Below are 24595 nucleotides of genomic sequence, written 5' to 3' on the forward strand. Positions count from 1 at the left end.
CGTTTTCCACGCTGCACCGGGGCGCTGCTGCCTGTCACCAGCGCCCGGGTGTGGTTATAATCGGCCACTTTATGAGCAAGAAGCGCGTTATGCAGCTGGTTCGAGGTCTTCACAACCTGCGCCCCGAGCACCGGGGCTGTGTCGCCACCATTGGCAACTTCGACGGGGTTCACCGCGGCCACCAGGCAATCCTGGCGCGTCTGCGCGAGCGCGGCCAGGCACTTGGCCTGCCTACGTGCGTGGTGATCTTCGAGCCGCAGCCGCGCGAGTACTTCGCTCCGGACACTGCGCCGGCCCGCCTGGCGCGCCTGCGTGACAAGGTCGAGCTGCTGGCTGGCGAAGGTATCGATAGGGTCTTGTGCCTGGCGTTCAACCAGCGCCTGAGCAACCTGAGCGCCGATGAATTCGTCGAGGCGATCCTGGTCGATGGCCTGGGCGTGCGCCACCTTGAAGTGGGCGACGACTTCCGCTTTGGCTGCGACCGCGCTGGCGATTTCACCTTCCTGATCGAAGCCGGCAAGCAGTACGGTTTCACCGTCGAGGCCGCCAACACGGTGATCCAGGACGGTTTACGGGTCAGCAGTACTGAGGTACGCCAGGCGTTGTCCGAAGGCAACTTCGAGCTCGCCGAGCACTTGCTGGGCCGCCCCTACAGCATTACCGGGCGCGTATTGCACGGCCAGAAGCTGGCCCGCCAGCTCGGCACGCCCACCGCCAACATCCAGCTCAAGCGCCGTCGCGTACCGTTGTCCGGGGTCTACCTGGCCAGCATCGAAATCGACGGCAAGGCCTGGCCGGGTGTCGGCAACATCGGGGTGCGCCCCACCGTGGCCGGCGACGGCCGCCCGCACCTTGAAATTCATCTACTGGATTATGCCGGCGATCTGTATGGCCGGCGCCTGACGGTGGAATTCCACCACAAGCTGCGTGAAGAGCAGCGATTCGCCTCCCTGGAGGCGCTGAAGTCGGCGATCGATGCGGATATCGCCGCCGCACGTGCACATTGGCACGCTCAACCGCTAACCAAGAGCCTGAAATGACCGACTACAAAGCCACGCTAAACCTTCCGGACACCGCCTTCCCCATGAAGGCCGGCCTGCCTCAGCGCGAACCGCAGATCCTGCAGCGCTGGGACAGCATTGGCCTGTACCAGAAGCTGCGCGAAATTGGCAAGGATCGTCCGAAGTTCGTCCTGCACGACGGCCCGCCCTATGCCAACGGCAAGATTCACATCGGTCATGCGCTGAACAAGATTCTCAAGGACATGATCGTCCGCTCCAAGACGTTGTCGGGCTTCGACGCGCCTTACGTACCCGGTTGGGACTGCCACGGCCTGCCGATCGAGCACAAGGTCGAAGTCACCCATGGCAAGCACCTGACGGCCGACCGCACTCGTGAGCTGTGCCGCGAATACGCTGCCGAGCAGATCGAAGGGCAGAAGACCGAGTTCATCCGTCTGGGTGTGCTGGGTGACTGGGACAACCCTTACAAGACCATGAACTTCGCCAACGAGGCCGGTGAAATCCGTGCCCTGGCCGAAATGGTCAAGCAGGGCTTCGTGTTCAAGGGCCTCAAGCCTGTGAACTGGTGCTTCGATTGCGGCTCCGCGCTCGCAGAAGCCGAGGTCGAGTACGCCGACAAGAAGTCGCAGACCATCGATGTGGCCTTCCCGGTCGCCGACGCTGACAAACTGGCTGCCGCGTTCGGCCTGCCGGCGCTGGCCAAGCCCGCTGCCATCGTGATCTGGACCACCACCCCGTGGACCATCCCCGCCAACCAGGCGCTGAACATCCACCCGGAGTTCAAGTACGCTCTGGTCGATACCGGCGAGCGTCTGCTGGTGCTGGCCGAAGAACTGGTCGAGTCGTGCCTCAAGCGCTACAACCTGGAAGGCTCGGTCATCGCCACCGCCCAAGGCTCGGCCCTGGAGCTGGTCAATTTCCGTCACCCCTTCTACGACCGCCTGTCGCCTGTCTACCTGGCCGACTACGTCGAGCTGGGCGCAGGTACCGGTGTGGTCCACTCCGCGCCGGCCTACGGTGAAGACGACTTTGTTACCTGCAAGCGCTACGGCATGGTCAACGACGATATCCTCACGCCGGTGCAGAGCAACGGTGTGTATGTCGAGTCGCTGGAGTTCTTTGGCGGCCAGTTCATCTGGAAGGCCAACCCGGCCATCGTCGAAAAGCTGAGCGAAGTCGGTGCGCTGATGCACACCGAAACCATCAGCCACAGCTACATGCACTGCTGGCGCCACAAGACCCCGCTGATCTACCGCGCTACCGCGCAGTGGTTCGTCGGCATGGACAAGCAGCCAAGCACTGGCGAGCCGCTGCGTGAGCGTGCGCTCAAAGCCATCGAAGACACCCAGTTCGTCCCGGCCTGGGGCCAGGCGCGCCTGCACTCGATGATCGCCAACCGCCCGGACTGGTGCATCTCGCGTCAGCGCAACTGGGGTGTGCCGATCCCGTTCTTCCTGCACAAGCAGACCGGCGAACTGCACCCGCGCACCGTCGAGCTGATGGAAGCCGTGGCCAAGCGCGTCGAACAGGAGGGCATCGAGGCCTGGTTCAAGCTGGACGCCGCCGAACTGCTCGGTGATGAAGCCGGCCAGTACGACAAGATCACCGACACTCTGGACGTGTGGTTCGACTCCGGCACCACCCATTGGCACGTACTGCGCGGCTCGCACGACATCGGCCACGCCACCGGCCCGCGTGCGGACCTGTACCTGGAAGGCTCCGACCAGCACCGTGGCTGGTTCCATTCCTCGTTGCTGACCGGTTGCGCCATCGACAACCACGCGCCGTACCGCGAACTGCTGACCCACGGTTTCACCGTGGACGAAAGCGGCCGCAAGATGTCCAAGTCGCTGGGTAACACCATCGAACCGGAAAAGGTCAACAACACCCTGGGTGCCGACATCCTGCGCCTGTGGGTATCGGCCACCGACTATTCGGGTGAGATGGCCGTTTCCGAGCAGATCCTGCAGCGCAGCGCCGACGCCTACCGCCGTATCCGCAACACCGCCCGCTTCCTGCTCTCCAACCTGTCCGGCTTCGACCCGGCCCGCGACCTGCTGGCCCCAGAGGACATGCTGGCCCTGGACCGCTGGGCAGTGGACCGTACCCTGCTGCTGCAACGCGAGCTGGAAGAGCACTACAGCGAGTACCGCTTCTGGAACGTCTACTCGAAGATCCACAACTTCTGCGTGCAGGAGCTGGGCGGCTTCTACCTCGACATCATCAAGGACCGCCAGTACACCACTGGCGCCAACAGTGTCGCCCGTCGTTCCTGCCAGACCGCGCTGTACCACATCAGCGAAGCGCTGGTGCGTTGGATCGCGCCGATCCTGGCCTTCACTGCCGATGAAATCTGGCAGTACCTGCCGGGCGAACGCAACGAGTCGGTCATGCTCAACGGCTGGTACCAGGGCCTGAGCGAGCTGCCGGAAGGCACCGAGCTGGATCGCGCCTACTGGGACCGCGTGATGGCGGTCAAGGCTGCGGTCAACAAGGAGCTGGAAAACCAGCGTACCGCCAAGGTCATCGGCGGCAACCTGCAGGCCGAAGTTACCCTGTTCGCCGAAGAGGGCCTCAGCGCCGACCTGAGCAAGCTGGGCGATGAGCTGCGCTTCGTACTCATCACCTCCGCTGCCAGCGTGGTGCCGTTCGCCCAGGCGCCGGCCGATGCCGTGGCCACCGAAGTCGAAGGCCTCAAGCTGAAAGTGGTCAAGTCTGGCCACGCCAAGTGCGGCCGCTGCTGGCACTTCCGCGCCGACGTCGGCAGCCATCCGGAGCACCCGGAAATCTGCAGCCGTTGCGTCGACAACCTGAGCGGTTCCGGTGAGGTGCGCCACTATGCCTAACCCTGCAGCGGGGCGCTTCGGGCGCCTTGCATGGCTCTGGCTCAGCCTGCTGGTCCTGGTCGTTGACCAGGCCACCAAGCTGTATTTCAACAACGCCCTGAGCATGTACCAGCAGATCGTGGTCATTCCTGACTACTTCAGCTGGACTCTGGCCTATAACACCGGCGCGGCGTTCAGCTTCCTGGCCGACAGCTCCGGCTGGCAGCGCTGGCTGTTCGCCCTGATCGCCGTGGTGGTCAGCGCCGTGCTGGTGGTCTGGCTCAAGCGCCTGGGGCGCAACGAGACCTGGCTGGCCGTGGCGCTGGCGCTGGTGCTCGGTGGGGCGCTGGGCAACCTGTACGACCGCATCGTGCTGGGCCATGTGGTGGATTTCATCCTGGTGCACTGGAAGAACGTTCATCACTTCCCGGCCTTCAATGTGGCCGACAGCGCCATCACCGTTGGTGCGGTGATGCTGGCGCTGGATATGTTCAAGAGCAAGAAGTCCGAGGATCCGGTCCATGACTGACACCCGTATCGGCCAGAACACCGAAGTTACCCTGCACTTCGCGCTGCACCTGGAAAACGGCGACACCGTCGACAGCACGTTCGACAAGGCTCCAGCCACCTTCAAGGTCGGCGATGGCAACCTGCTGCCGGGTTTCGAGGCCGCGCTGTTCGGCTTCAAGGCCGGTGACAAGCGCACGGTCGTGGTTGCCCCGGAGAATGCCTTCGGCCAGCCTAACCCGCAGAACGTACAGGTCATGCCACGGTCCCAGTTCGAGGGCATGGAATTGTCCGAAGGGCTGCTGATCATCTTCAACGATGCCGCCAACACCGAATTACCCGGTGTGGTCAAAGCGTTCGATGACAACCAGGTGACCATCGACTTCAATCACCCACTGGCAGGCAAGACCCTTACCTTCGAGGTGGAGATCCTCGAGGTGAAGGCCCTGTAAGCCTGGAGCCGAGCATGCAAATCAAACTCGCCAACCCTCGCGGTTTCTGCGCTGGGGTCGACCGGGCGATCGAGATCGTCAACCGTGCGCTGGAAGTCTTCGGCCCGCCGATCTATGTGCGCCATGAAGTGGTGCACAACAAGTTCGTGGTGGAAGACCTGCGCAGCCGTGGCGCCATCTTCGTCGAAGAACTGGATCAGGTACCGGACGACGTCATCGTCATTTTCAGCGCCCATGGTGTTTCCCAGGCCGTGCGCCAGGAAGCCGCCGGCCGCGGCCTGAAAGTGTTCGACGCCACCTGCCCGCTGGTGACCAAGGTGCATATCGAGGTCGCCAAATACAGCCGTGACGGCCGTGAGTGCATCCTGATCGGCCACGAAGGGCACCCGGAAGTCGAAGGCACCATGGGGCAATACGACGCCAGCAACGGCGGTGCCATCTACCTGGTCGAAGACGAGGAGGATGTTGCCCGGCTGCAGGTGCGCGACCCGGACAACCTGGCGTTCGTCACCCAGACCACGCTGTCGATGGACGACACCAGCCGTGTCATCGATGCCCTGCGTACGCGCTTCCCGAACATCGGCGGCCCGCGCAAAGACGACATCTGCTACGCCACCCAGAACCGCCAGGACGCCGTCAAGCAACTGGCCGGTGAGTGTGATGTGGTACTGGTGGTGGGCAGCCCCAACAGTTCCAACTCCAACCGCCTGCGTGAGCTGGCCGAGCGCATGGGTACCCCGGCCTACCTGATCGATGGCGCCGAGGACATGCAACGCGGCTGGTTCGACCAGGCTGCGCGGATTGGTATCACTGCTGGCGCTTCGGCCCCCGAAGTGCTGGTGCGTGGCGTGATCGACCAGCTCAAGGCTTGGGGTGCCACCGGCGCCGAAGAGCTTGATGGGCGCCCGGAGAACATCACGTTCTCCATGCCCAAAGAGCTGCGGGTTCGTTCGCTGATCTGATCAGCGGCCTGCGCACAGGGACTTTTTCAGTTCATCAGTGCGCAGGCTGACCCTACCGCTGGTCGCCAGCACAACACGGTGCCGGCTGGTTGCAGACGAGCGCTCACAGACCTCCAGCCGCCCCCCTGACAAGTTGTTGTTCTTCCCCAATGGCACACCCAGTGCGCTGAATTTTACCTGGTTCCCGATATTGGCTTTCACCCTTTGGGGCCGAGCCAGTCGGTACTCGCGCAGCAACTGCTGGTTATGTTCCAACAGCACGCGCCAGCCCTTGCCCCAATCATTGTCCAAAGACTGCACCACTACCGCCTGGCCTTGCAGGGCCGCGTGGCTGCGTGCGCTACGCAGCGCCTGGGCCAAGTCGCGGGCTGCTGCTGCCCTGTGCAGGTCATCGCTCAATTTCGCGTAGGCCGGCATGCCAAGCTGCGTCAGCAGCGCCGCCATAGCCAGCCCGAACATCATTTGTATCAGTGTTACGCCCTGTTGCTTCACCGTGCATTCCTCCCTGGAAGTGCTTGGCTGTAGCTTCACGGTCGTTGGGCAAGAGGTCCAGTCGGCGAGGTGCAAGGCAATTGCGGGAAAGATCGCAGGAGGTGCAGGGATGCACACGAAACAACGGGGCATGACGCTTCTGGAGGTACTGTTGGCCGTAGCGGTGGTGGCACTGGGCATGTTCGCTGCCGCAGCGTTGCAGCTGCAGGCATTGCAGGCCACTGACAGTGCGCGTCGTGATATGCAGGATGCGCTGGGCGCCCATACGCTGCTTGAGCGGGGCAAGGCCGCTGGCAAGCTGACGGTGCCGCGGCCATGAAGCGTGAGCAGGGTGGTTTCGGCCTGGTCGAGGCAATGCTTGCGCTTGCCATCGGCCTGATGCTGCTGACTGCCGCCAGCCAGCTTTTCATCTCGGCCCACCAGAGCTCACTCCTTCAATCTGCTGCGTTGCGCATGCAGGCGGACGCCCGTCTGGCATTGTTGCGTATGGCCCAGGATATCCGTATGGCCGGCATGTTCGGTTGCCTGCGCCTTGAGCCTGGCGACTTCAGGGACCCATCTGCGCGAGAAGCGTTTGCGCGGCCTTTGCAGATTGGCCCGGCAAGCCTGAGCCTGATAGTGGCAGAGCTGCCTGGGTACCCCGGGGCTCCGGACTGGACCTTGCACACCGATTGTATCAGCGAGGCCGAGGTGCACGCGGGGCGTGCTCAAAGCCCCGGTTTGCCCTTGGCATTTCCCATCAGCCGGCACCACTACCAACTTCGCGGCAGCACACTGAGGTTCATGCGGCGCAACAGCTCTCAGCCCTTGGTCGACCACGTGCGCGAAATGCGCGTTGAACCTGTCGACACCGCCGAAGGGCAGCGGGTGGATGTGCAACTGACCTTGTTCGATCCTGGTCTGGGCATCGAGCAGCGTTACGACATGAGTGTGGCGATCCGCAACCCGGTTGTCAGGCCATGAAGCGCCAGCGTGGCATGGTACTGCTGCTGGCGCTGGTCCTCAGCCTTTTGCTTGGCCTGCTGGCGGCTTCGGCGTTGCGTGATGCCTTGGTGGAAACGCGCATGGCCGGCTACCTGGGCGAGGGTTTGCAGGCATTCGATCAGGCCGAAGCCACGCTGCTGGTCGCAGAGGCCGAACTGCAGCGCGCGCCGCCTGGGTTGTGCCAAGCGTGCCTGCCACCCCCGCGCGCGCATGACTTGCTGGGGCAATGGCAAACCAGCGAGAGCGGATACTTCCAGCTGCAGAACCTTGGCCTAACTACCCGGGCCGCGCATAGGCCGAGGGATGAACCCGTCATGCTTTACCGGGTGACCGCAGTCAGCCGGCAACTCGCGGCCCGGCAAGTGCTGGAGGCGGTGTATGCCATGCCAGCGGCTCAAACACAGGCGCCGCAGCGGATTCTCTGGCGGCAGAGACTGAGGGAAGACTGACATGCAGCAAGGCCTGAGCCTGATCGAGTTGTTGATTGTCGTGGCTGTCACCGGCATTCTGGCAGCCATTGCCTACCCCAGTTACAGCGACCAGCTCAGGCGAGCCGCACGCAGCGAAGTGGTTGGCCTGCTGCATGACGCTGCCCTGCGCCTGGAACACCACCGTGTACGCACCGGCCAGTACGCCGAGGGCGAACCGGCATTGCCCGCTGGCAACCGCCATTACAGCCTGCATGCCGAACGCGGCAGCGATACCTTCACGCTGCGTGCACGGCGGCTGCCGCATGGTTTGATGGCGGACGATCGCTGCGGTGATTTCCAGCTCGACCAGGCCGGTGTACAGAGCAACCCGGATGGCACCGGGGCTATTGAGCGCTGCTGGGGGAGCTGAAGGTTGAATGATGCCCGTGCATCGCGGTTTTACTTCAGGTGTTGGATCGACAGATGAACAAGCAAGTAGTGGTGGTCGGCGGCGGGGTGATCGGCCTGCTGACGGCGTTCAACCTGGCGACGAAGGTCGGCCAGGTAGTGGTATGTGACCAGGCCGAGGTCGGGCGTGAGTCGTCCTGGGCGGGCGGCGGTATCGTCTCGCCGCTTTACCCTTGGCGCTACAGTCAGGCAGTCACTGCCCTGGCGCACTGGTCGCAGGACTTTTATCCACAGCTGGGTGAGCACCTGTTCTCCAGCACCGGTATTGATCCGCAAGTCCACACCACCGGCTTGTACTGGCTCGACCTGGACGATGAAGCCGAGGCGCTGGCCTGGGCAGAACGCGAGCGGCGGCCGCTCAGCCCTGTGGATATTTCGGCGGCCTATGACGCGGTCCCCGTACTGGGCCCAGGCTTCAAGCGCGCCATCTACATGGCAGGCGTGGCCAATGTGCGCAACCCGCGGCTGGTCAAGGCACTGAAGGCTGCGCTGCTGGCAATGCCCAACGTGACCTTGCGCGAGCACTGCCAGATCACCGGCTTTGTTCAGGACGGTGAGCGCGTGACTGGCGTGCAGACCGCAGACGGCGTGCTGCAGGCTGATGATGTCGTGCTCAGCGCTGGCGCCTGGAGCGGCGACCTGCTGCGCACGCTAGGCATTGAGCTGCCGGTGGAACCGGTGAAAGGCCAGATGATCCTGTTCAAGTGCGCCGAAGACTTCCTGCCGAGCATGGTGCTGGCCAAGGGACGCTATGCGATCCCGCGCCGTGACGGGCACATTTTGGTGGGCAGCACGCTGGAGCATGCCGGGTACGACAAGACCCCGACCCAGGATGCACTGGCGAGCCTCAAGGCTTCAGCGGCAGAGTTGTTGCCGGAGCTTGCGGATGCCACGGTGGTGGCGCACTGGGCAGGGCTGCGGCCAGGTTCGCCTGAAGGCATTCCGTATATCGGCCGAGTGCCGGGGCATGGCGGGTTGTGGTTGAACTGCGGGCATTACCGCAATGGGTTGGTGCTGGCGCCGGCTTCGTGTCAGTTGTTTACTGATTTGCTGACAGGGGTGGAGCCGATCATTGACCCGGCGCCTTATGCTCCGGCCGGGCGTCTGGGCTGAGATCGCCGGGGCCGCTTAGCGGCCCAATCGGCGGCAAGCCGGCCCACAGGGTACAGCGTGAGAGCCGGCTTGCCGCCGATTGGGCCCGTGCGGTACTGGCTCAGTCCTGCTGGCCAGGCCCTTGCTGAAGGTGCGCCTGGCTGCAATACCACTGACTGCCCTGCTGCAGCGCCCGGTCATTGGGCAGGTGCACGCCGCAGTGGGCGCAGCGCACCATCTTCAGCGGGTCGTCGAGTTTCGGCTCGGACGGCGACTGCTGGCTGATCTTGAATTTGCGCCACAGCCAGAACGCGGCGGCGATCAGGGCGATCCAGAAAAGTAGGCGAACCATGGTGTCCAGCTTGTCTATTGATTGAGGCGACAGTCTAGGACGAGGCCAATAAAAAAGGGAGACCTCAGTCTCCCTTTCTCGCACCCCGTTGAATCAGTCGAACAGACCAAAGGTCATGTAGCTGAACCAGGAGCGGTCTTTCTCGGCTTCTTTCGGCCCTTCCGGCAGGATCGGGTCGCCGTTTTCATCTTTGGGCAGCAAGTCCTGCGGCATCTCGGCGCGGGCATCCTGGAACTGGCGGACCACGTCCTGGTTGGCGCGGGTTTCACCCGGTGGCAGTGGCGCGTCGGTCTCGATCAGGCCCAGGGTGGCCTTGGACAGCCAGCCGCGGCCGTCAGACTCGGTCTGCTTGGGCTGGAACTCACCATCGGCCAGGCTCGGGTGGTCAGGGTAGTTGAGCTTGAGGGTTTCCAGGCTGGTGGCGGCCAGGTCGTCCAGGTGCATCTTCTGGTATGCCTCGACCATCACGGCCAGGCCGTCGCCGACCGATGGGGTTTCCTGGAAGTTTTCCACCACGTAGCGGCCACGGTTGGCGGCGGCCACGTAAGCCTGGCGGCTCAGGTAGTAGTCGGCCACGTGGATTTCATAAGACGCCAGCAGGTTGCGCAGGTAGATCATGCGCTGCTTGGCGTCCGGGGCGTAGCGGCTGTTGGGGAAGCGGCTGGTCAGCTGGGCGAATTCGTTGTACGAGTCGCGGGCGGCACCCGGGTCACGCTTGGTCATGTCCAGCGGCAGGAAGCGCGCCACCAGGCCGCGGTCCTGGTCGAACGAGGTCAGGCCCTTGAGGTAGTAGGCGTAGTCGACGTTCGGGTGCTGCGGGTGCAGGCGGATGAAGCGCTCGGCAGCCGACTTGGCAGCCTCGGGCTCGGAATTCTTGTAGTTGGCGTAGATCAGCTCGAGCTGCGCCTGGTCGGCGTAACGGCCGAACGGGTAGCGCGACTCCAGGGCCTTGAGCTTGTTCACGGCGCTGTTGTAGCTGGAGTTGTCCAGATCAGCCTGGGCCTGCTGATACAGCTCGGCCTCGCTGAGGTTCTCGTCAATGACCTCTTTATTAGAGGAACAGGCCGCGGTAAGCCCGAGGATGGCGATCAGCAGCAGGTGTTTCACTTGCATAGCGGCTTGCGTCCCTTTGACGGCCGCTGTCTTGGGCGGTGCCGTCCTGTTATGATGAGCGCCCCGGCCAACCCCGGGACAAAAGAAGCCGTATTTAACCACAAGCTCGCAGCCGAAACCAAAGGCTGTGCGCCCGCCGAATCGAGCATGTCCGAGATCATTCAACTTAGCGCAGAGGTACCGTCCGAACTGGGCGGTCAACGCCTCGACCAGGTCGCCGCCCAATTGTTCGCCGAGTACTCGCGTTCGCGGCTTACTTCGTGGATCAAAGAGGGCCGCCTGACGGTCGATGGTGCCGTCGTGCGCCCTCGAGACACCGTCCATGGTGGCTCCATGCTTGCACTTGAGGCCGAGCAAGAGGCCCAGGGCGAGTGGATCGCCGAAGACATCGAGCTGGACATCGTCTACGAAGACGACCAGATCATGGTGATCAACAAGCCGGCCGGGCTGGTCGTGCACCCGGCTGCCGGGCACGCCAGTGGCACATTGCTCAACGCCTTGCTGCACCATGTGCCGGATATCGTCAACGTACCGCGCGCTGGCATTGTCCATCGCCTGGACAAAGACACCACCGGCCTGATGGTCGTGGCCAAGACCCTGCAGGCGCAGACCAAGCTGGTCGAGCAGCTGCAGAGCCGTACGGTCAGCCGGATCTACGAGTGCATCGTGATCGGCGTGGTAACTGCCGGCGGCAAGATCAACGCCCCGATCGGCCGTCACGGTGGCGCACGCCAGCGCATGGCAGTGACCGAAGGCGGCAAGCCGGCGGTCAGCCACTACCGTGTGCTCAAGCGCTTCCGTTCGCACACCCACGTGCGGGTCAAGCTGGAAACCGGCCGTACTCACCAGATCCGTGTGCACATGGCCCATGTCGGTTTCCCGCTGGTCGGCGACCAGACCTACGGCGGCCGCTTCCGCATCCCGCCGGCAGCCAGCCCGACCATGGTCGAGGCGGTCAAGACCTTCCCGCGCCAGGCCCTGCATGCACGCTTCCTGGCGCTGGACCACCCCACTACCGGTGAGCGCATGGAGTGGGCGTCGGAACTGCCGGATGACTTCGTCTGGTTGCTGTCGCTGCTGAACCAGGACCGCGAGGCGTTTATCGGATGAGTGGCCTGACGCAGGCGCTGCTGTTCCCCGACTGGCCGGCTCCGGCCTCGGTTCGCGCCTGTGTCACCACCCGTGAGGGTGGCATTAGCCTGCCGCCCTATGCATCCTTCAACCTCGGTGACCACGTGGGCGACGACCCGCTTGCGGTCGCCGAGAACCGCCGCCGTCTGAGCGACGAATTTGCCATTCAGCCCGCCTGGCTCAAGCAGGTGCATGGCGTGATCGTGGCGGATGCCGACCCGTCGGTGGTCGCCGAAGCCGACGCCGGCTGGACCGACCAGCCAGGCATTGCCTGCACCGTAATGACTGCCGACTGCCTGCCCGTGCTGTTCTGCGACCGCGCGGGCACCCGTGTGGCTGCCGCACATGCGGGCTGGCGCGGACTGGCTGGTGGCGTGCTGGAAGCCACGCTGGAGCGCCTGGCATTGCCGCCTGAAGAGGTGCTGGTGTGGTTGGGGCCTGCCATCGGCCCGCAGGCATTCGAAGTGGGCCTGGAAGTGCGGGATGCGTTCACCGCCGTGCACCCGGAGGCTGCCAAGGCTTTTGTCGAGGGTGAGCGGCCGGGCAAGCTGATGGCAGACATCTATGCGCTGGCGCGCATTCGCCTAGCGGCGCGCGGTGTGACAGCTGTTTATGGCGGTGGTTTTTGCACCGTCAGCGATGAGCGGTTTTTCTCCTATCGCCGCACCCCGCAGGGTGGGCGGTTTGCTTCTTTGGTCTGGCTAGATCCTCGCTGACAGGCCCGGCCTCATCGCCGGCAAGCCGGCTCCCACAAGTACCCACCTTTCTTGAAGTTTGCGCATTCCTGTGGCCGGCTTGCCGGCGATTGGGGCACCGCTAATCCATTAGGCTGACTTTAGTCAACCCCGCTACGCTTGAAACTTCCAGAATCACCCTTATCTATAAGGTCATCTCAGGCAGGTTTCTTCATCAAAGGCGCTGTCCATCGCTCCGACCTGCCCTTACAGGAAGGTATCCCCATGCGAATAGACCGTTTGACCAGCAAGCTTCAATTAGCGATATCCGATGCCCAGTCCCTGGCCGTTGGCATGGACCACCCTGCCATCGAACCCCTGCACCTGTTGCAGGCGTTGATCGAGCAGCAAGGTGGTTCGATCAAGCCACTGCTCATGCAGGTTGGCTTCGACATCAACAACCTGCGCCAGGCACTGGTAAAAGAACTCGACCAACTGCCGAAAATCCAGAACCCCACCGGCGATGTGAACATGTCGCAGGACTTGGCGCGCCTGCTCAACCAGGCCGACCGCCTGGCCCAGCAGAAGGGCGACCAGTTCATTTCCAGCGAGCTGGTGCTGCTCGCCGCCATGGATGAGAACAGCAAGCTCGGCAAGCTGCTGCTTAGCCAAGGCGTGAGCAAGAAGGCCCTGGAAAACGCCATCAACAACCTGCGCGGCGGCGCGGCGGTGAACGACGCCAATGCCGAAGAGTCGCGCCAGGCGCTGGACAAGTACACCGTCGACCTGACCAAGCGTGCCGAAGAGGGCAAGCTGGACCCGGTCATCGGCCGTGACGACGAAATTCGCCGCACCGTGCAGGTGCTGCAGCGCCGTACCAAGAACAACCCCGTGCTGATCGGCGAACCCGGCGTGGGCAAGACGGCCATCGCCGAAGGCCTGGCCCAGCGCATCATCAACGGTGAAGTGCCGGACGGCCTCAAGGGCAAGCGCCTGCTGGCGCTGGACATGGGCGCGCTGATCGCCGGCGCCAAGTACCGCGGTGAGTTCGAAGAGCGCCTCAAGTCGTTGCTCAACGAGCTGTCCAAGCAGGAAGGCCAGATCATCCTGTTCATCGACGAGCTGCACACCATGGTCGGTGCCGGTAAAGGCGAAGGCGCCATGGACGCTGGCAACATGCTCAAGCCGGCGCTGGCCCGTGGTGAACTGCATTGCGTCGGTGCCACCACGCTCAACGAATACCGCCAGTTCATCGAGAAGGACGCCGCCCTGGAGCGGCGCTTCCAGAAGGTACTGGTGGAGGAGCCGAGCGAGGAAGACACCATCGCCATCCTGCGTGGCCTCAAAGAGCGCTATGAAGTGCACCACAAGGTGGCCATCACCGACGGCGCGATCATTGCTGCGGCCAAGCTCAGCCACCGCTACATCACCGACCGCCAGCTGCCGGACAAGGCCATCGACCTGATCGACGAAGCGGCCAGCCGTATCCGCATGGAGATCGACTCCAAGCCGGAAGTACTCGACCGCCTCGACCGTCGCCTGATCCAGCTGAAGGTGGAATCCCAGGCGCTGAAGAAAGAAGAAGACGAAGCAGCCAAGAAGCGCCTGGAGAAGCTGACCGAGGAAATCGAGCGCCTGGAGCGTGAGTATTCCGACCTCGAAGAAATCTGGGCGTCCGAGAAGGCAGAAGTGCAGGGCTCGGCGCAGATCCAGCAAAAGATCGAGCAAGCCCGCCAGGAGCTGGAAGCGGCCCGTCGCAAAGGCGACCTGAACCGCATGGCCGAACTGCAGTACGGGGTTATCCCGGACCTGGAGCGCAGCCTGCAGATGGTCGACCAGCATGGCAAGACCGAAAACCAGCTGCTGCGCAACAAGGTGACCGAGGAAGAGATTGCCGAAGTAGTGTCCAAGTGGACCGGCATCCCGGTGGCCAAGATGCTGGAAGGCGAGCGCGAAAAACTGCTGAAAATGGAAGACCTGCTGCACCAGCGCGTGATCGGCCAGCACGAGGCGGTGACCGCCGTGGCCAACGCGGTACGCCGCTCGCGTGCAGGCCTCTCCGACCCGAACCGGCCAAGTGGTTCGTTCATGTTCCTAGGCCCGACCGGTGTGGGCAAGACCGAGCTGTGCAAGGCCCTGGCCGAATTCCTGTTCGACACCGAAGAGGCCATGGTGCGGATCGACATGTCCGAGTTCATGGAGAAACACTCCGTGGCTCGCCTGATCGGCGCCCCACCAGGCTATGTAGGTTATGAAGAGGGCGGTTACCTGACCGAAGCGGTACGGCGCAAGCCTTACTCGGTAGTGCTGCTGGATGAAGTGGAGAAAGCCCACCCGGATGTGTTCAACGTGCTGCTGCAGGTGCTCGAGGATGGCCGCCTGACCGACAGCCATGGCCGTACGGTGGACTTCCGCAACACGGTGATCGTGATGACTTCCAACCTGGGCTCGGCGCAGATCCAGGAGCTGGCCGGTGATCGCGAAGCGCAGCGTGCGGCAGTGATGGATGCGGTGGGTGCGCACTTCCGTCCGGAGTTCGTCAACCGGATCGACGAAGTGGTGGTGTTCGAGCCCTTGGGCCGCGAGCAGATCGCCGGCATCACCGAGATCCAGCTTGGCCGCCTGCGCAGCCGCCTGAGCGAGCGCGAGCTGGCCTTGAGCCTGAGCCCGGAGGCGTTGGACAAGCTGATCGCGGTGGGTTACGACCCGGTGTATGGCGCCCGGCCGCTGAAGCGGGCGATCCAGCGCTGGATCGAGAACCCGCTGGCGCAAATGATCCTGGCCGGCAAATTCATGCCGGGTTCGGCGATCACTGCCAAGGTGGAAGGCGAAGAAATCGTGTTCGCCTGATCCCTTCGCTGCAAAAACTAGCCCCGCACCTGCGGGGCTTTTTTATTGGCCGCAGCGTTTCGGCAGCCAACGTGGAACCCTGTGGGGGGCGGCTTGCCGGCGGACAGCCCCGGCCAAACCCAGCAAAATCGGGGGCTCGCCAGTTTTTTCCATAACTTGCTGAAATTTTTGAAAAAAACGCTTGCACAGAAATTAGAGTGCCCCTAATATACGCCGCGTTGTCAGGCACTAAGCGAATCACCAGCAACATCGGTGACCGCAAAACAACTTAGAAATCAGTAAGTTGAATGAAAAAAAGTGGTTGACAAGCAAAACGAAGAATGTAGAATAGCCGGCCTCAGCAGCGACAACGCGAAAGCGGATAGCCAAAGAGATCGAAGCTAACACAGACTTCGAAGCTGTAAAGATGTACCGAAGTTCAGTTCCGCGATAGCTCAGTCGGTAGAGCAAATGACTGTTAATCATTGGGTCCCTGGTTCGAGTCCAGGTCGCGGAGCCAATCTCGGGGTGTAGCGCAGTCCGGTAGCGCGCCTGCTTTGGGAGCAGGATGTCAGGAGTTCGAATCCCCTCACCCCGACCATTTTCAGGGTCGTTAGCTCAGTTGGTAGAGCAGTTGGCTTTTAACCAATTGGTCGTAGGTTCGAATCCTACACGACCCACCATGTAAAAAGGGCATCTCGACTGAGATGCCCTTTTTCTTTTGTCTCGATTTTATCTCGCGCAAAAAAAATGCACCGAGCGGTGCAAATCTTCTTTATTCATTCGTCATCGCACAGGCCATGCCTGGTATGTGGGCATCTGGCCCAATCGCCGGCAAGCCACAGGTGTTTCACAAGCCTTGAGAGCTGTGCATCCCCTGTGGGAGCCGGCTTGCCGGCGATGAGGCCAGTGCAGACAACCTGAACCCCAAGCCTCTAGCGCGCAGGTCAGTGCAGCTTCAGTCGCGGCTCAGTGCCCCGCCCAATCTTGCTACCCAGCATCATCATCGCCGTGCGGAAGAACCCGTACAGCGCCATCTGGTGCATGCGGTAAAGCGACACATAAAACATCCGCGCCAGCCAGCCTTCCAGCTTCACGCTACCCATCAGGTTGCCCATCAGGTTACCCACCGCCGAGAAGCGCGACAGCGACACCAGCGAACCGTAATCCTTGTAGGCATAGGTCGGCAGCGGCTTGTTCTCCAGGCGCGCTTTCAGGCTCTTGGCCAGCATCTCGGCCTGCTGGTGCGCTGCCTGGGCGCGTGGCGGCACGTTGCGGTCGCTGCCCGGTTGCGGGCAGGCTGCACAGTCACCGAAGGCGAAGATGTCATCGTCGCGGGTGGTTTGCAGGGTAGGGCGCACCACCAGTTGGTTGATACGGTTGGTTTCCAGGCCGTCGATATCCTTGAGGAAGCCCGGCGCACGAATACCGGCCGCCCACACCTTGAGGCTGGCCTGGATCACTTCACCGTTGGCGGTCTTCAAGCCATCGGCGGTCACTTCGCTGACGGCAGCGTTGGTCATCACCGTCACGCCGAGCTTTTCCAGGGTCTTGTGCACCGGCACGCTGATGCGCTCTGGCAGCGCAGGCAGCACGCGCGGGCCTGCCTCGATCACGGTGATGTGCATGTCCTTTGGCTGGATACGGTCCAGGCCATAAGCCGCCAGTTCGTGCGCTGCGTGGTGCAGTTCGGCCGCCAGCTCCACACCGGTGGCACCGGCGCCGACGATCGCCACGCTGATTTTCTCGCTAGCCTGGTCACCCGCATGAGCACGCAGGTAGTGGTTGAGCAGTTGCTGGTGGAAACGCTCGGCCTGCTTGCGGGTGTCCAGGAACAGGCAGTGCTGCGCCGCGCCAAGGGTACCGAAGTCGTTGGTGTTGCTGCCCACGGCAATGACCAGGGTGTCATAGCGCAAGGTGCGCGCAGGCACCAGCTCGCGGCCCTCTTCATCGAGGGTGGCGGCCAGCTGGATCTGCTTGCCTTCACGGTCCAGGCCACTCATGCGCCCCAGCTGGAAGTTGAAGTGGTTCCACTTGGCCTGGGCCACGTAGTTCAGTTCGTCTTCCGAGGAGTTGAGCGAGCCGGCGGCCACTTCGTGCAGCAGCGGCTTCCAGATGTGCGTGAGGTTGGCGTCGACCAGGGTAATCTCGGCCTGCTTGCGCTTGCCGAGGGTTTTACCCAGGCGGGTCGCCAGTTCCAGGCCGCCGGCGCCGCCGCCGACAATCACGATGCGATGAGTCATGGGGATATCTCATAAGGTTTACGGAATTCGTGGCCCCAGGGGCCTGCCGCAAACTGCAAGAGGGGAGGGCGAGCGCGAGGCAGCTCATAGCACCAGTCCACTCAACAGGCGGCTGATGAGGCCCAGCCCGATGGTCACGGCCACCACCAGCACAAGGAGCAGCCACGGCCGGAATGGCTTGCGCTCGACTTGGTGCTGAGGGGCTCGCAGATACTCATCGACACGACGCTGATCTTCCGGATTCAGTCGGCTAGTCATGGTGGGCCTCGTCAGGTAGACGTATGTGACTGCCTGAACGCTACAGCGTTCCGGCAAGTACTTGAGACAAATGATAAAGCTTTCTATCCCTGGCGCCGAGTGTACGCCATCGCAAAGACTCTCGGCACTGGATCAAAGACTGATGCCCACGTCGAACACGATGCTGCGCCCCAGGTTGCCGCGCAGAAAGTCCGGGGCATCAGGGTGGGCGAACAGCACCCGGGCAAAGGTCGGCCCCACCAGCGACAGCGAGCGCCAACCCTGGCGCAGGTACTCGGTGGGCGGCGGGAAGTGGGTGTTGAGGTCGAGCACTTCACGCTTGAGGCTGGCGAAGGCGATGATGTCCAGCTCGCTCAGGTCCAGCCCGCGTTCGCGATAGTTGTGCGCCTTTTTGCGCAAGGTGGGCGCCAGCCGCGCCAGCAGCTCGGTGGCGGCGATACGCCTGGGCCGCGCCTCGCGCCGTACCAGCTGGGCCAGTGAAAAGGCGCTGCGCCTTCGCTGCAGCTCTTCGCGCCACTCATCATTGAGCCGGCGGCCTTCGTCGAGCACAAAAAACACCTCGAACGACGCATCGCGGAACAGCACGTCGGGCGGCTCCTGGCCGGCCGGGGTGAAATCTTCACTGCGATAGGGGATGTTCAGCCCCTGCAGCAGGCGCTGGCATACCCAACGCTCCCGCTCCCATTTGCGAGCATTGGAGAGGAATGCATTGGCTTGTTCGGCCTGGATGGTGAGCAGGCGCAGGTAGTCTGAGTCATCCATGCTCACAGCTTAGACGCTAAACCATGACGATAAGATGCTGTTTTTGAATGGGTGTAGACTCAGGTATGTCCACAGTCTCGACAGGGGCATTCGTCAAGTGATCAGCGCGCAAGTCTTGTCCAGCACCAGCCTCACGCTCGGTTGGGTAGGGTTCGTCCCTTTGCTGCTGTGGGCGGCCAGCCGCACTCGCTGGCTGGAACTGTTCGCCGACAGCCGCCGGCAGCACCTGCTGTTCGGTACGGTGTTCTGCCTGTTTGCACTTTGGCTGGTCAGGCGCGACTTCGACACCGGTGTGTCGTACCACTTCATCGGCATGACCGCCGTGACGTTGTTGCTGGACTGGCCGCTGGCGGTGCTTGGCGGGTTTCTGGCCCAGCTCGGCTTGTTGGCGCTGGGGCGCCAGGACCTGGCAGCGCTTGGTGTCAACGGCCTGCTGCTGATCGGCCTGCCGGTGCTGATCACCGAGGTGTGCGCCATCCTGGTCGAGCGGGCGCAGCCGCGTAACCTCTTCGTTTATATCTTCTGCTCGGGGTTCTTTCCCGCAGCACTGACCGTGCTGGTGTGCCTGCTGGCCGGGTTGGGGCTGCTGTGGCTGGACGGGCGTTTCGCCATGCCGGAGTGGCTCAGCGACTTTGTCGGCTACCTGTGGCTGATGATGTTCCCGGAGGCGTTCATCAACGGCATGGTGGTCAGTGCGCTGGTGGTGTTCTGCCCGGAGTGGCTGGAGACATTCAACCGCACGCGGTACCTGCAGGCGCCGTGGAAGGACGAGTAGCAGCGGCCTTGTGTCGCTAAAGGGCCGCAGAGCGGCCCAAGCAATTGTTGCATCAATACCGAAATATCGAGGGCCGCTGCGCAGCCCTTTCGCGACACAAGGCCGCGCCTACAGGTCCCGGCGCAGCGCCTTAGTGCCGTGGCTCCAGGTCCCCCGAATACAACTCATCCTCGGACTCTTGCGACCCCGCAATCTTGTGCTCCTCAGCCGCCCAGGCGCCCAGGTCGATCAACTTGCAACGGTCAGAGCAGAACGGCCGGAACGCGTTCTTCGCGTCCCATTCCACAGGTGCGCCACAGGTAGGGCAATCGACGGTCAATGGCTGGCTCATGGCTGGCCTCCTCGTAAAGTCAGGTAAAAGTGGTGCAGATGGTCGATCTGCGCATGCAGCGCGGCAAGGTCACTGTCGTTGACCACCACATCATCGGCATGGCGCAAGCGCTCTTCGCGGGCCAACTGAGCCTTGAGGATGGCTTGCACCTGCTCGGGGCTGGTGTTGTCCCGCTGCAAGGTGCGCGCTACCTGCAGCGCTTGCGGTGCATCGATCACCAGCACACGCTGGGTTTTCTGGTACTGGCCAGACTCGATCAGCAGCGGCGACACATACACCGCATACGGCGACTCAGCCTTGGCCAGGTAGCTGAATATCTCCTGCCCGATCAGTGGGTGCAGCAGCTGTTCAAGCCATTTGCGCTGGGCCGGGTCAGCGAAGATCAACTGGCGCAACGCTGTGCGATCAAGCTGGCCGTCCTCCAGCAGCACGCCCGGGCCAAAGCGCTCGACAATGCTGGCCAGGGCCGGGCGGCCGGGCTCCACGACCCAACGCGCGGCCTGGTCGGCATCGACCAGGTGCACACCAAGCTCGACGAAGCGCTCGGCGGCGGCGCTTTTGCCGCTGCCAATGCCGCCGGTGAGGCCGAGAATCCAGGGGGTGAACGGCGCAGTGGTCATCAGAATCCAAGCAGTTGCAGGTATGAGGCGTATATTTCATCACCCCAGAGCACGGCAATCCACCCCGCAATGGCCAGATAAGGGCCAAAAGGTATCGCCGTACCCATCGAATGGCTGCGCAGGCGCAACATGCACAACCCCACCACCGCCCCGACCAGCGACGACAGCATCAAGGTCAGCGGCACTACCTGCCAGCCGCCCCAGGCCCCGATCAGCGCCAGCAGCTTGAAGTCGCCGTAGCCCATGCCTTCTTTGCCGGTGATCAGCTTGAACAGCCAATACACTGTCCACAGGCTGAGATAACCAGCCACCGCGCCCCAGATGGCGTCGGACAATGGCACCACGGTATCGAAAACATTGACGATCAGCCCCAGCCACAGCGTTGGCAGCACCAGCACATCCGGCAGTATCTGCTTGTCGTGGTCGATAAGGCTCAGCGCCAGCAGGCTCCAGGTAAAGGCCAGCAAGGCCAGTGTCTCCATCCCGGCACCGGAATGCCAGGCCACCGTCAGCGACAGCAAGGCGCAGGCCAGCTCCACCAGCGGGTACCGTGAGCCGATAGGCTGTTTGCACGCAGAGCAGCGCCCGCGCAAGGCCAGGTAACTGAGCACCGGAATATTTTCCCAGGCACGGATCGCATGCCCACAGTGCGGGCAACGTGAAGCGGGCAGGCACAGGTCGAAGCGCTCATGCTCATCGGTCGGCAGCCCCAGCGCCTCCTGCGCTTCACGCTGCCATTGGCGCTCCAGCATGATCGGCAGCCGATACGCCACCACATTGATGAAGCTGCCGACCAACAGGCCAAGCACTGTCGCAAGGGTGAAGAAGTACGCCGGCTGTTCGGCCAGTAAAGTCCATAAAGTCATGTTCAGATCAAACTACCCAACTGGAAGATCGGCAGGTACATCGCCACCACCAGGCCACCGACCAGCAGGCCCAGAACCAGCACGATGGCTGGCTCCAGCAGGCTGGTCAACTGGTCCAGCGCCTGGCTGACCTGTTCCTCGTAAAGGCTGGCGGCTTTTTCCAGCATCTGGTCCAGGGTGCCGCTTGATTCACCGATGGCCGTCAGCTGCACCAGCAGCGGCGGGAACAACGGCTCAGCCGCCATCGCCTGATGCAGCCCTTGCCCATTGGCCATGCCCTGGCGCAGCCGCAAAATGGCCCGCTCGTGCAGCTCGCCCCCACAGGCCCTGGCCACGGTGCCCAGCCCATCCAGCAGCGGTACCCCAGCGGCATACGCCGTAGCCAGGCTGCGTGCAAAACGGGCGAGCGCCGCTTGCCCCAGCAGCCGACCGAACACCGGCAGGCGCAGTACCTGGCAAGATATCCACAGGCGTGCTGGCGCATGCTGCCGATACAGCTGGCGCATACCCAAAGCCACCACAAGCAGGGTTATCAACAGCAGCGGCCCATGGCGGCCCAGCCCTGTGGACAAGCCGATGACCCATTGCGTGAACGCCGGCAACGCAGCATCAAAGCCGGCAAACAGACTTTCAAAGCGCGGAATCACTTCCAGCAACAGCACCGCCGACACGCCCAGGCCGGTGAGCAACAGCAGCAGCGGATACAGCATCGCCTTGCGCACCCGTTTGAGCAGTGCCTGGCGCTGCTCCAGCATGCCCGCCAGTTGCTCAAGCTGCCGGTCGAGGGTCCCGGATTGCTCGCCCACGCGTACCAGGTTGCAGTACAGCCCGTCGAACCACTGCGGGTGGCGCTGCAACGCATCCGCCAGCCCCAACCCCGCCGCCACATCCTGTTTCAAACGTTCCAGCAACGCCGCCTGCGCCGCGCTGCACCCACTGCGGCCCATCACCTGGAAGGCCTGCAGCAGCGGTACACCCGCCCTCAGCAACGTTGCCAACTGCCGGCTGAAACCCGCAGGGTCGCTCTTTACCCTACGTGCAGGCCAGCGCCATACCAGCCCGCCTGCGGGGCGCAAACTAGCCACGCGAATGCCCTGGCGCTGCAGCCCGGCCCGCACATAGGCCGGGCTGCGCCCAGCCATCTGCCCGCGCACTTCTGCGCCATTGGCATCGATGCCCTGCCAGGCATAGAGCTGTGTTGAATGGTTCATGCAAAGGTCCTTTTCTGCCCGTGTGACAAGCCTGGAAACAGCTTGTCGTGTCCATGAAGGGGCGCGCATTGGCGATGCTCACTAGAGTAGTTCAGCGAAGGTGACGCCCCGGCCGGCAGGGGTGACAAAAGGTGTCTGTTCAGGTCTACTGCGCCGCTGCCAGCCGGGGTCGAGCCTGACCTCAACGAACACGCGTATCAAAAAGGAAACCGTTCATGAAAGGGCAACGCGGTATCACCCTGATCGAACTGATGATCGTCGTCGCGATCATCGGCATCCTGGCGACCATCGCCATCCCGATGTACACCAACCACCAGTCACGCACCAAGGCGGCTGCCGGTTTGCTGGAGATCAGCGCGCTGAAGACAGCGATGGACCTGCGCTTGAATGAAGGGAAGGATGTGGCCGATGTAGCTGCACTGGGCGGCCAGCCCGCGACTGCACATTGCGCGATCACCGCTGCCGGCAAGGCTGCCGACGGCAACGGGAGCATTGTCTGCACCCTGGTGGACGCGCCGGCCAATGTGGCGGGCAAGGCCCTCACCCTGACGCGCTCGGCTACCGGCTGGCGCTGCACCACCAACATCGAGGAAGACCTGGCGCCCAGTGGCTGCAAAGGGGCCTGAGGGCAGGGGAATAAGTCAGCGGAAACAGGCGTTTGCGTAACGGCTGCGGCAGTGGTACGTTGCGCTACACGCCGGTGTAGCTCAGTCGGTAGAGCAGCGCACTCGTAACGCGAAGGTCGCAGGTTCGATTCCTGTCTCCGGCACCAGTCAATAGGTTCATGCAGTGCCAAGCACTCGCATGAAGCCCCTCAGAAGCCCGCCTAGTGCGGGCTTTCTGTTTCATGCGGTGATCGTGTCCCAGGAAGTGGTGTAACTCATCATGGCTCTGGCCATTGAGTTCGCCGTTTAGTTGATCACAGCTGACAGCTTGGCTTGTGGATTATCGCTGACCGCTTCGAAGGCCTCCAACTGCATGTAACGTCTTTGCAGGCACCACTCGTCGTTCTGCTCCAGCAGCATCGCGCCTACCAGCCGTGTGATGGCCGGATCGTTGTGGAAAATCCCCACGACATCGGTGCGGCGTTTGATTTCAGCGTTGAGCCGTTCAAGCGGGTTGGTGCTGTGTAACTGCTGCCGGTGCGCCTTGGGAAACGCCATGTGAGCCAGCACTTCATCCTCGCAGCCGTCCATGAGCGTCGCGATCTTCGGGTACTTTTCGCGCAGTTGATCGGCGACCAACCGCCATTGCTGATGGCATTCGGCACGGCTGTCCTGGGCGAAGACCGTGCGCAGCAGCGCCGCTACCATGGTGCGCTGACCTTTGCCGACGTGGGCCATGGCATTGCGCATGAAATGCACACGGCAGCGCTGCCAGGTCGCGTTGAATACCTTGGAAACAGCCGCCTTGAGCCCTTCGTGGGCGTCGGAGATGACCAGTTTCACGCCCCGCAAACCACGTCGCATGAGGCTGCGCAGGAAGTCTGTCCAGAACGGCTCAGCCTCTGACGGCCCAACCCGCATGCCCAGGACTTCGCGGCCACCGTCGGTGTTCACGGCCACGGCGATTATTACGGCGACCGAGACGATGCGCCCGGCCTCCCGCACCTTGACGTAGGTGGCATCGATCCAGAGATAGGGCCAGTCGCCTTCAAGCGGGCGATCAAGGAAAGCGTGAACGCGCTCATCGATCTCACCAGCTAGCCGTGAAACCTGGCTTTTGGAGATACCGGTCATGCCCATGGCCTTGACCAGCTCGTCCACCGAACGCGTTGAAACGCCTTGGATGTAGGCTTCCTGGATCACCGCCGCCATGGCCTTCTCGGCGGTACGTCGGGGTTCGAGGAAGCCAGGAAAGTAGCTGCCTTGGCGCAGCTTCGGGATCTTCAGGTCAACGTCGCCGGCGCGGGTTTGCCAAAGGCGATCACGGTAGCCATTACGGCTACTTGTCCGGTCTGGGCTTTTGACATCGAAGCCCGCGCCGCACAGGCCTTCGACATCGAACTCCATCATGCGCTGGGCAACGAACTGGATCATTTGCTTGAGCAGATCAGCGTCTGCCCCTTTCTCAACCAACTCGGTCAATGCGATAGTGGGCTTGGTCATCGTGGTTTCTCTGGTGAGTGTTTGGTCTTCGCAAACTCAACGTTAGCCAAGAACCACGATGACCATCCTCTTTCGCCCGTAGGGCGCCTTCGGCTGGTTCAGTTACAT

The 24595-nt window shown here is 62.7% G+C and carries 26 protein-coding genes and 4 tRNA genes; 19 read left to right on the forward strand and 11 right to left on the reverse strand.

Features of this window, described 5'->3' with window-relative positions; all coding sequences use genetic code 11:
• The first annotated feature begins 89 nt into the window (after positions 1-89).
• The 5 genes from ribF to ispH are packed head-to-tail and all read left to right on the forward strand — an operon-like array spanning position 90 to position 5768.
• Complete coding sequence (gene ribF, locus ACMGGN_RS00055; protein ID WP_012316361.1) at positions 90-1040, forward strand: bifunctional riboflavin kinase/FAD synthetase; 951 nt, start codon at positions 90-92, stop codon at positions 1038-1040.
• On the forward strand, positions 1037-3868 hold the full coding sequence (gene ileS / locus ACMGGN_RS00060; protein WP_012316360.1) for an isoleucine--tRNA ligase: 2832 nt from the start codon (positions 1037-1039) through the stop codon (positions 3866-3868). Before ribF ends, ileS begins: the two co-directional genes overlap by 4 nt.
• Positions 3861-4376 carry a signal peptidase II gene (gene lspA, locus ACMGGN_RS00065; RefSeq protein WP_012316359.1) on the forward strand — a complete coding sequence of 172 codons (516 nt, stop codon included), beginning with the start codon at positions 3861-3863 and terminating at the stop codon, positions 4374-4376. The genes ileS and lspA overlap by 8 nt, the downstream gene beginning before the upstream one ends.
• Entirely contained in the window at positions 4369-4806 is a 438-nt protein-coding gene (gene fkpB, locus ACMGGN_RS00070; RefSeq protein WP_012316358.1) for an FKBP-type peptidyl-prolyl cis-trans isomerase, read from the forward strand. The genes lspA and fkpB overlap by 8 nt, the downstream gene beginning before the upstream one ends.
• A 14-nt stretch (positions 4807-4820) precedes the next feature.
• Positions 4821-5768 (forward strand): 4-hydroxy-3-methylbut-2-enyl diphosphate reductase, encoded by a 948-nt coding sequence (ispH, locus tag ACMGGN_RS00075; RefSeq protein ID WP_012316357.1) that lies wholly within the window; start codon positions 4821-4823, stop codon positions 5766-5768.
• Here ispH and ACMGGN_RS00080 read toward each other — a convergent pair whose 3' ends face one another.
• Positions 5769-6260 (reverse strand): GspH/FimT family protein, encoded by a 492-nt coding sequence (locus ACMGGN_RS00080; RefSeq protein WP_115273822.1) that lies wholly within the window; start codon positions 6258-6260, stop codon positions 5769-5771.
• 109 nt (positions 6261-6369) lie between these two features.
• On the opposite strand from ACMGGN_RS00080, the gene ACMGGN_RS00085 reads away from it, so the two are divergent.
• Genes ACMGGN_RS00085 through thiO form a run of 5 tightly spaced genes read left to right on the forward strand, consistent with a single transcriptional unit; the run spans position 6370 to position 9235 of the window.
• On the forward strand, positions 6370-6579 hold the full coding sequence (locus tag ACMGGN_RS00085) for a prepilin-type N-terminal cleavage/methylation domain-containing protein (RefSeq protein ID WP_046784650.1): 210 nt from the start codon (positions 6370-6372) through the stop codon (positions 6577-6579).
• On the forward strand, positions 6576-7223 hold the full coding sequence (locus ACMGGN_RS00090) for a PilW family protein (protein ID WP_414156354.1): 648 nt from the start codon (positions 6576-6578) through the stop codon (positions 7221-7223). Before ACMGGN_RS00085 ends, ACMGGN_RS00090 begins: the two co-directional genes overlap by 4 nt.
• Positions 7220-7693 (forward strand): hypothetical protein, encoded by a 474-nt coding sequence (locus tag ACMGGN_RS00095; protein WP_414156355.1) that lies wholly within the window; start codon positions 7220-7222, stop codon positions 7691-7693. The genes ACMGGN_RS00090 and ACMGGN_RS00095 overlap by 4 nt, the downstream gene beginning before the upstream one ends.
• A gap of 1 nt (position 7694) precedes the next feature.
• A complete protein-coding gene (locus ACMGGN_RS00100; protein ID WP_046784647.1) occupies positions 7695-8084 on the forward strand; it encodes a type IV pilin protein in 390 nt (129 codons plus the stop codon).
• A 53-nt stretch (positions 8085-8137) separates the two neighbouring features.
• The gene (thiO, locus tag ACMGGN_RS00105; protein WP_414156356.1) at positions 8138-9235 is read left to right on the forward strand and encodes a glycine oxidase ThiO; all 1098 of its coding nucleotides are present in this window, start codon (positions 8138-8140) and stop codon (positions 9233-9235) included.
• A gap of 100 nt (positions 9236-9335) precedes the next feature.
• On the opposite strand, the gene ACMGGN_RS00110 is transcribed toward thiO, so the two are convergent.
• Positions 9336-9566, reverse strand: coding sequence for a PP0621 family protein (locus tag ACMGGN_RS00110; protein ID WP_012316350.1), 231 nt, complete (start codon positions 9564-9566; stop codon positions 9336-9338).
• Between the two features lie 93 nt (positions 9567-9659).
• Positions 9660-10679 carry an outer membrane protein assembly factor BamD gene (locus tag ACMGGN_RS00115; RefSeq protein WP_414156357.1) on the reverse strand — a complete coding sequence of 340 codons (1020 nt, stop codon included), beginning with the start codon at positions 10677-10679 and terminating at the stop codon, positions 9660-9662.
• A 147-nt stretch (positions 10680-10826) separates the two neighbouring features.
• Here ACMGGN_RS00115 and rluD point away from each other — a divergent pair, with 147 nt between their 5' ends.
• From rluD to ACMGGN_RS00145, 6 genes are all read left to right on the forward strand, one after another.
• Positions 10827-11789, forward strand: a complete 963-nt coding sequence (gene rluD / locus ACMGGN_RS00120; protein WP_039602973.1) for a 23S rRNA pseudouridine(1911/1915/1917) synthase RluD — start codon at positions 10827-10829, stop codon at positions 11787-11789.
• Positions 11786-12526, forward strand: a complete 741-nt coding sequence (pgeF, locus tag ACMGGN_RS00125) for a peptidoglycan editing factor PgeF (RefSeq protein ID WP_046784644.1) — start codon at positions 11786-11788, stop codon at positions 12524-12526. Before rluD ends, pgeF begins: the two co-directional genes overlap by 4 nt.
• 243 nt (positions 12527-12769) lie before the next feature.
• Positions 12770-15334: an ATP-dependent chaperone ClpB gene (gene clpB, locus ACMGGN_RS00130; protein WP_046784643.1), complete on the forward strand. Its 2565-nt coding sequence runs from the start codon at positions 12770-12772 to the stop codon at positions 15332-15334.
• Positions 15335-15757: 423 nt separating this feature from the next.
• Positions 15758-15833: transfer RNA gene (locus tag ACMGGN_RS00135), tRNA-Asn, on the forward strand.
• Between the two features lie 4 nt (positions 15834-15837).
• Positions 15838-15914, forward strand: a tRNA-Pro gene (locus ACMGGN_RS00140).
• 6 nt (positions 15915-15920) lie between these two features.
• A tRNA-Lys gene (locus ACMGGN_RS00145) sits at positions 15921-15996 on the forward strand.
• A 264-nt stretch (positions 15997-16260) separates the two neighbouring features.
• Here ACMGGN_RS00145 and ACMGGN_RS00150 read toward each other — a convergent pair.
• From ACMGGN_RS00150 to ACMGGN_RS00160, 3 genes are all read right to left on the reverse strand, one after another.
• On the reverse strand, positions 16261-17556 hold the full coding sequence (locus tag ACMGGN_RS00150; RefSeq protein ID WP_012316345.1) for an NAD(P)/FAD-dependent oxidoreductase: 1296 nt from the start codon (positions 17554-17556) through the stop codon (positions 16261-16263).
• Positions 17557-17640: 84 nt separating this feature from the next.
• The gene (locus tag ACMGGN_RS00155; protein WP_012316344.1) at positions 17641-17814 is read right to left on the reverse strand and encodes a DUF3094 domain-containing protein; all 174 of its coding nucleotides are present in this window, start codon (positions 17812-17814) and stop codon (positions 17641-17643) included.
• Between the two features lie 132 nt (positions 17815-17946).
• A complete protein-coding gene (locus tag ACMGGN_RS00160) occupies positions 17947-18576 on the reverse strand; it encodes a DUF1780 domain-containing protein (protein WP_012316343.1) in 630 nt (209 codons plus the stop codon).
• A gap of 34 nt (positions 18577-18610) precedes the next feature.
• Between ACMGGN_RS00160 and ACMGGN_RS00165 the strand changes: the two genes are divergently transcribed.
• A complete protein-coding gene (locus ACMGGN_RS00165; protein ID WP_404602473.1) occupies positions 18611-19351 on the forward strand; it encodes an energy-coupling factor ABC transporter permease in 741 nt (246 codons plus the stop codon).
• Between the two features lie 130 nt (positions 19352-19481).
• On the opposite strand, the gene yacG is transcribed toward ACMGGN_RS00165, so the two are convergent.
• Genes yacG through ACMGGN_RS00185 form a run of 4 tightly spaced genes read right to left on the reverse strand, consistent with a single transcriptional unit; the run spans position 19482 to position 22379 of the window.
• A complete protein-coding gene (gene yacG / locus ACMGGN_RS00170; protein ID WP_012316341.1) occupies positions 19482-19682 on the reverse strand; it encodes a DNA gyrase inhibitor YacG in 201 nt (66 codons plus the stop codon).
• Complete coding sequence (gene coaE / locus ACMGGN_RS00175; protein ID WP_012316340.1) at positions 19679-20302, reverse strand: dephospho-CoA kinase; 624 nt, start codon at positions 20300-20302, stop codon at positions 19679-19681. Before coaE ends, yacG begins: the two co-directional genes overlap by 4 nt.
• Positions 20302-21168 (reverse strand): prepilin peptidase, encoded by an 867-nt coding sequence (locus ACMGGN_RS00180; protein ID WP_414156358.1) that lies wholly within the window; start codon positions 21166-21168, stop codon positions 20302-20304. Before ACMGGN_RS00180 ends, coaE begins: the two co-directional genes overlap by 1 nt.
• A gap of 2 nt (positions 21169-21170) precedes the next feature.
• A complete protein-coding gene (locus ACMGGN_RS00185; RefSeq protein ID WP_414156359.1) occupies positions 21171-22379 on the reverse strand; it encodes a type II secretion system F family protein in 1209 nt (402 codons plus the stop codon).
• Positions 22380-22594: 215 nt separating this feature from the next.
• Between ACMGGN_RS00185 and ACMGGN_RS00190 the strand changes: the two genes are divergently transcribed.
• Both ACMGGN_RS00190 and ACMGGN_RS00195 read left to right on the forward strand, forming a co-directional pair.
• Positions 22595-23005, forward strand: a complete 411-nt coding sequence (locus ACMGGN_RS00190) for a pilin (protein ID WP_414156360.1) — start codon at positions 22595-22597, stop codon at positions 23003-23005.
• Positions 23006-23075: 70 nt separating this feature from the next.
• A tRNA-Thr gene (locus ACMGGN_RS00195) sits at positions 23076-23151 on the forward strand.
• Between the two features lie 139 nt (positions 23152-23290).
• Here the strand turns inward: ACMGGN_RS00195 and ACMGGN_RS00200 are convergent.
• Positions 23291-24487: an IS256 family transposase gene (locus tag ACMGGN_RS00200; protein WP_414156361.1), complete on the reverse strand. Its 1197-nt coding sequence runs from the start codon at positions 24485-24487 to the stop codon at positions 23291-23293.
• Positions 24488-24595: the final 108 nt, after the last annotated feature.

It is taken from the genome of Pseudomonas sp. BNK-30 (assembly GCF_047456185.1).
GTDB classification, from domain to species: Bacteria; Pseudomonadota; Gammaproteobacteria; order Pseudomonadales; family Pseudomonadaceae; genus Aquipseudomonas; species Aquipseudomonas putida_E.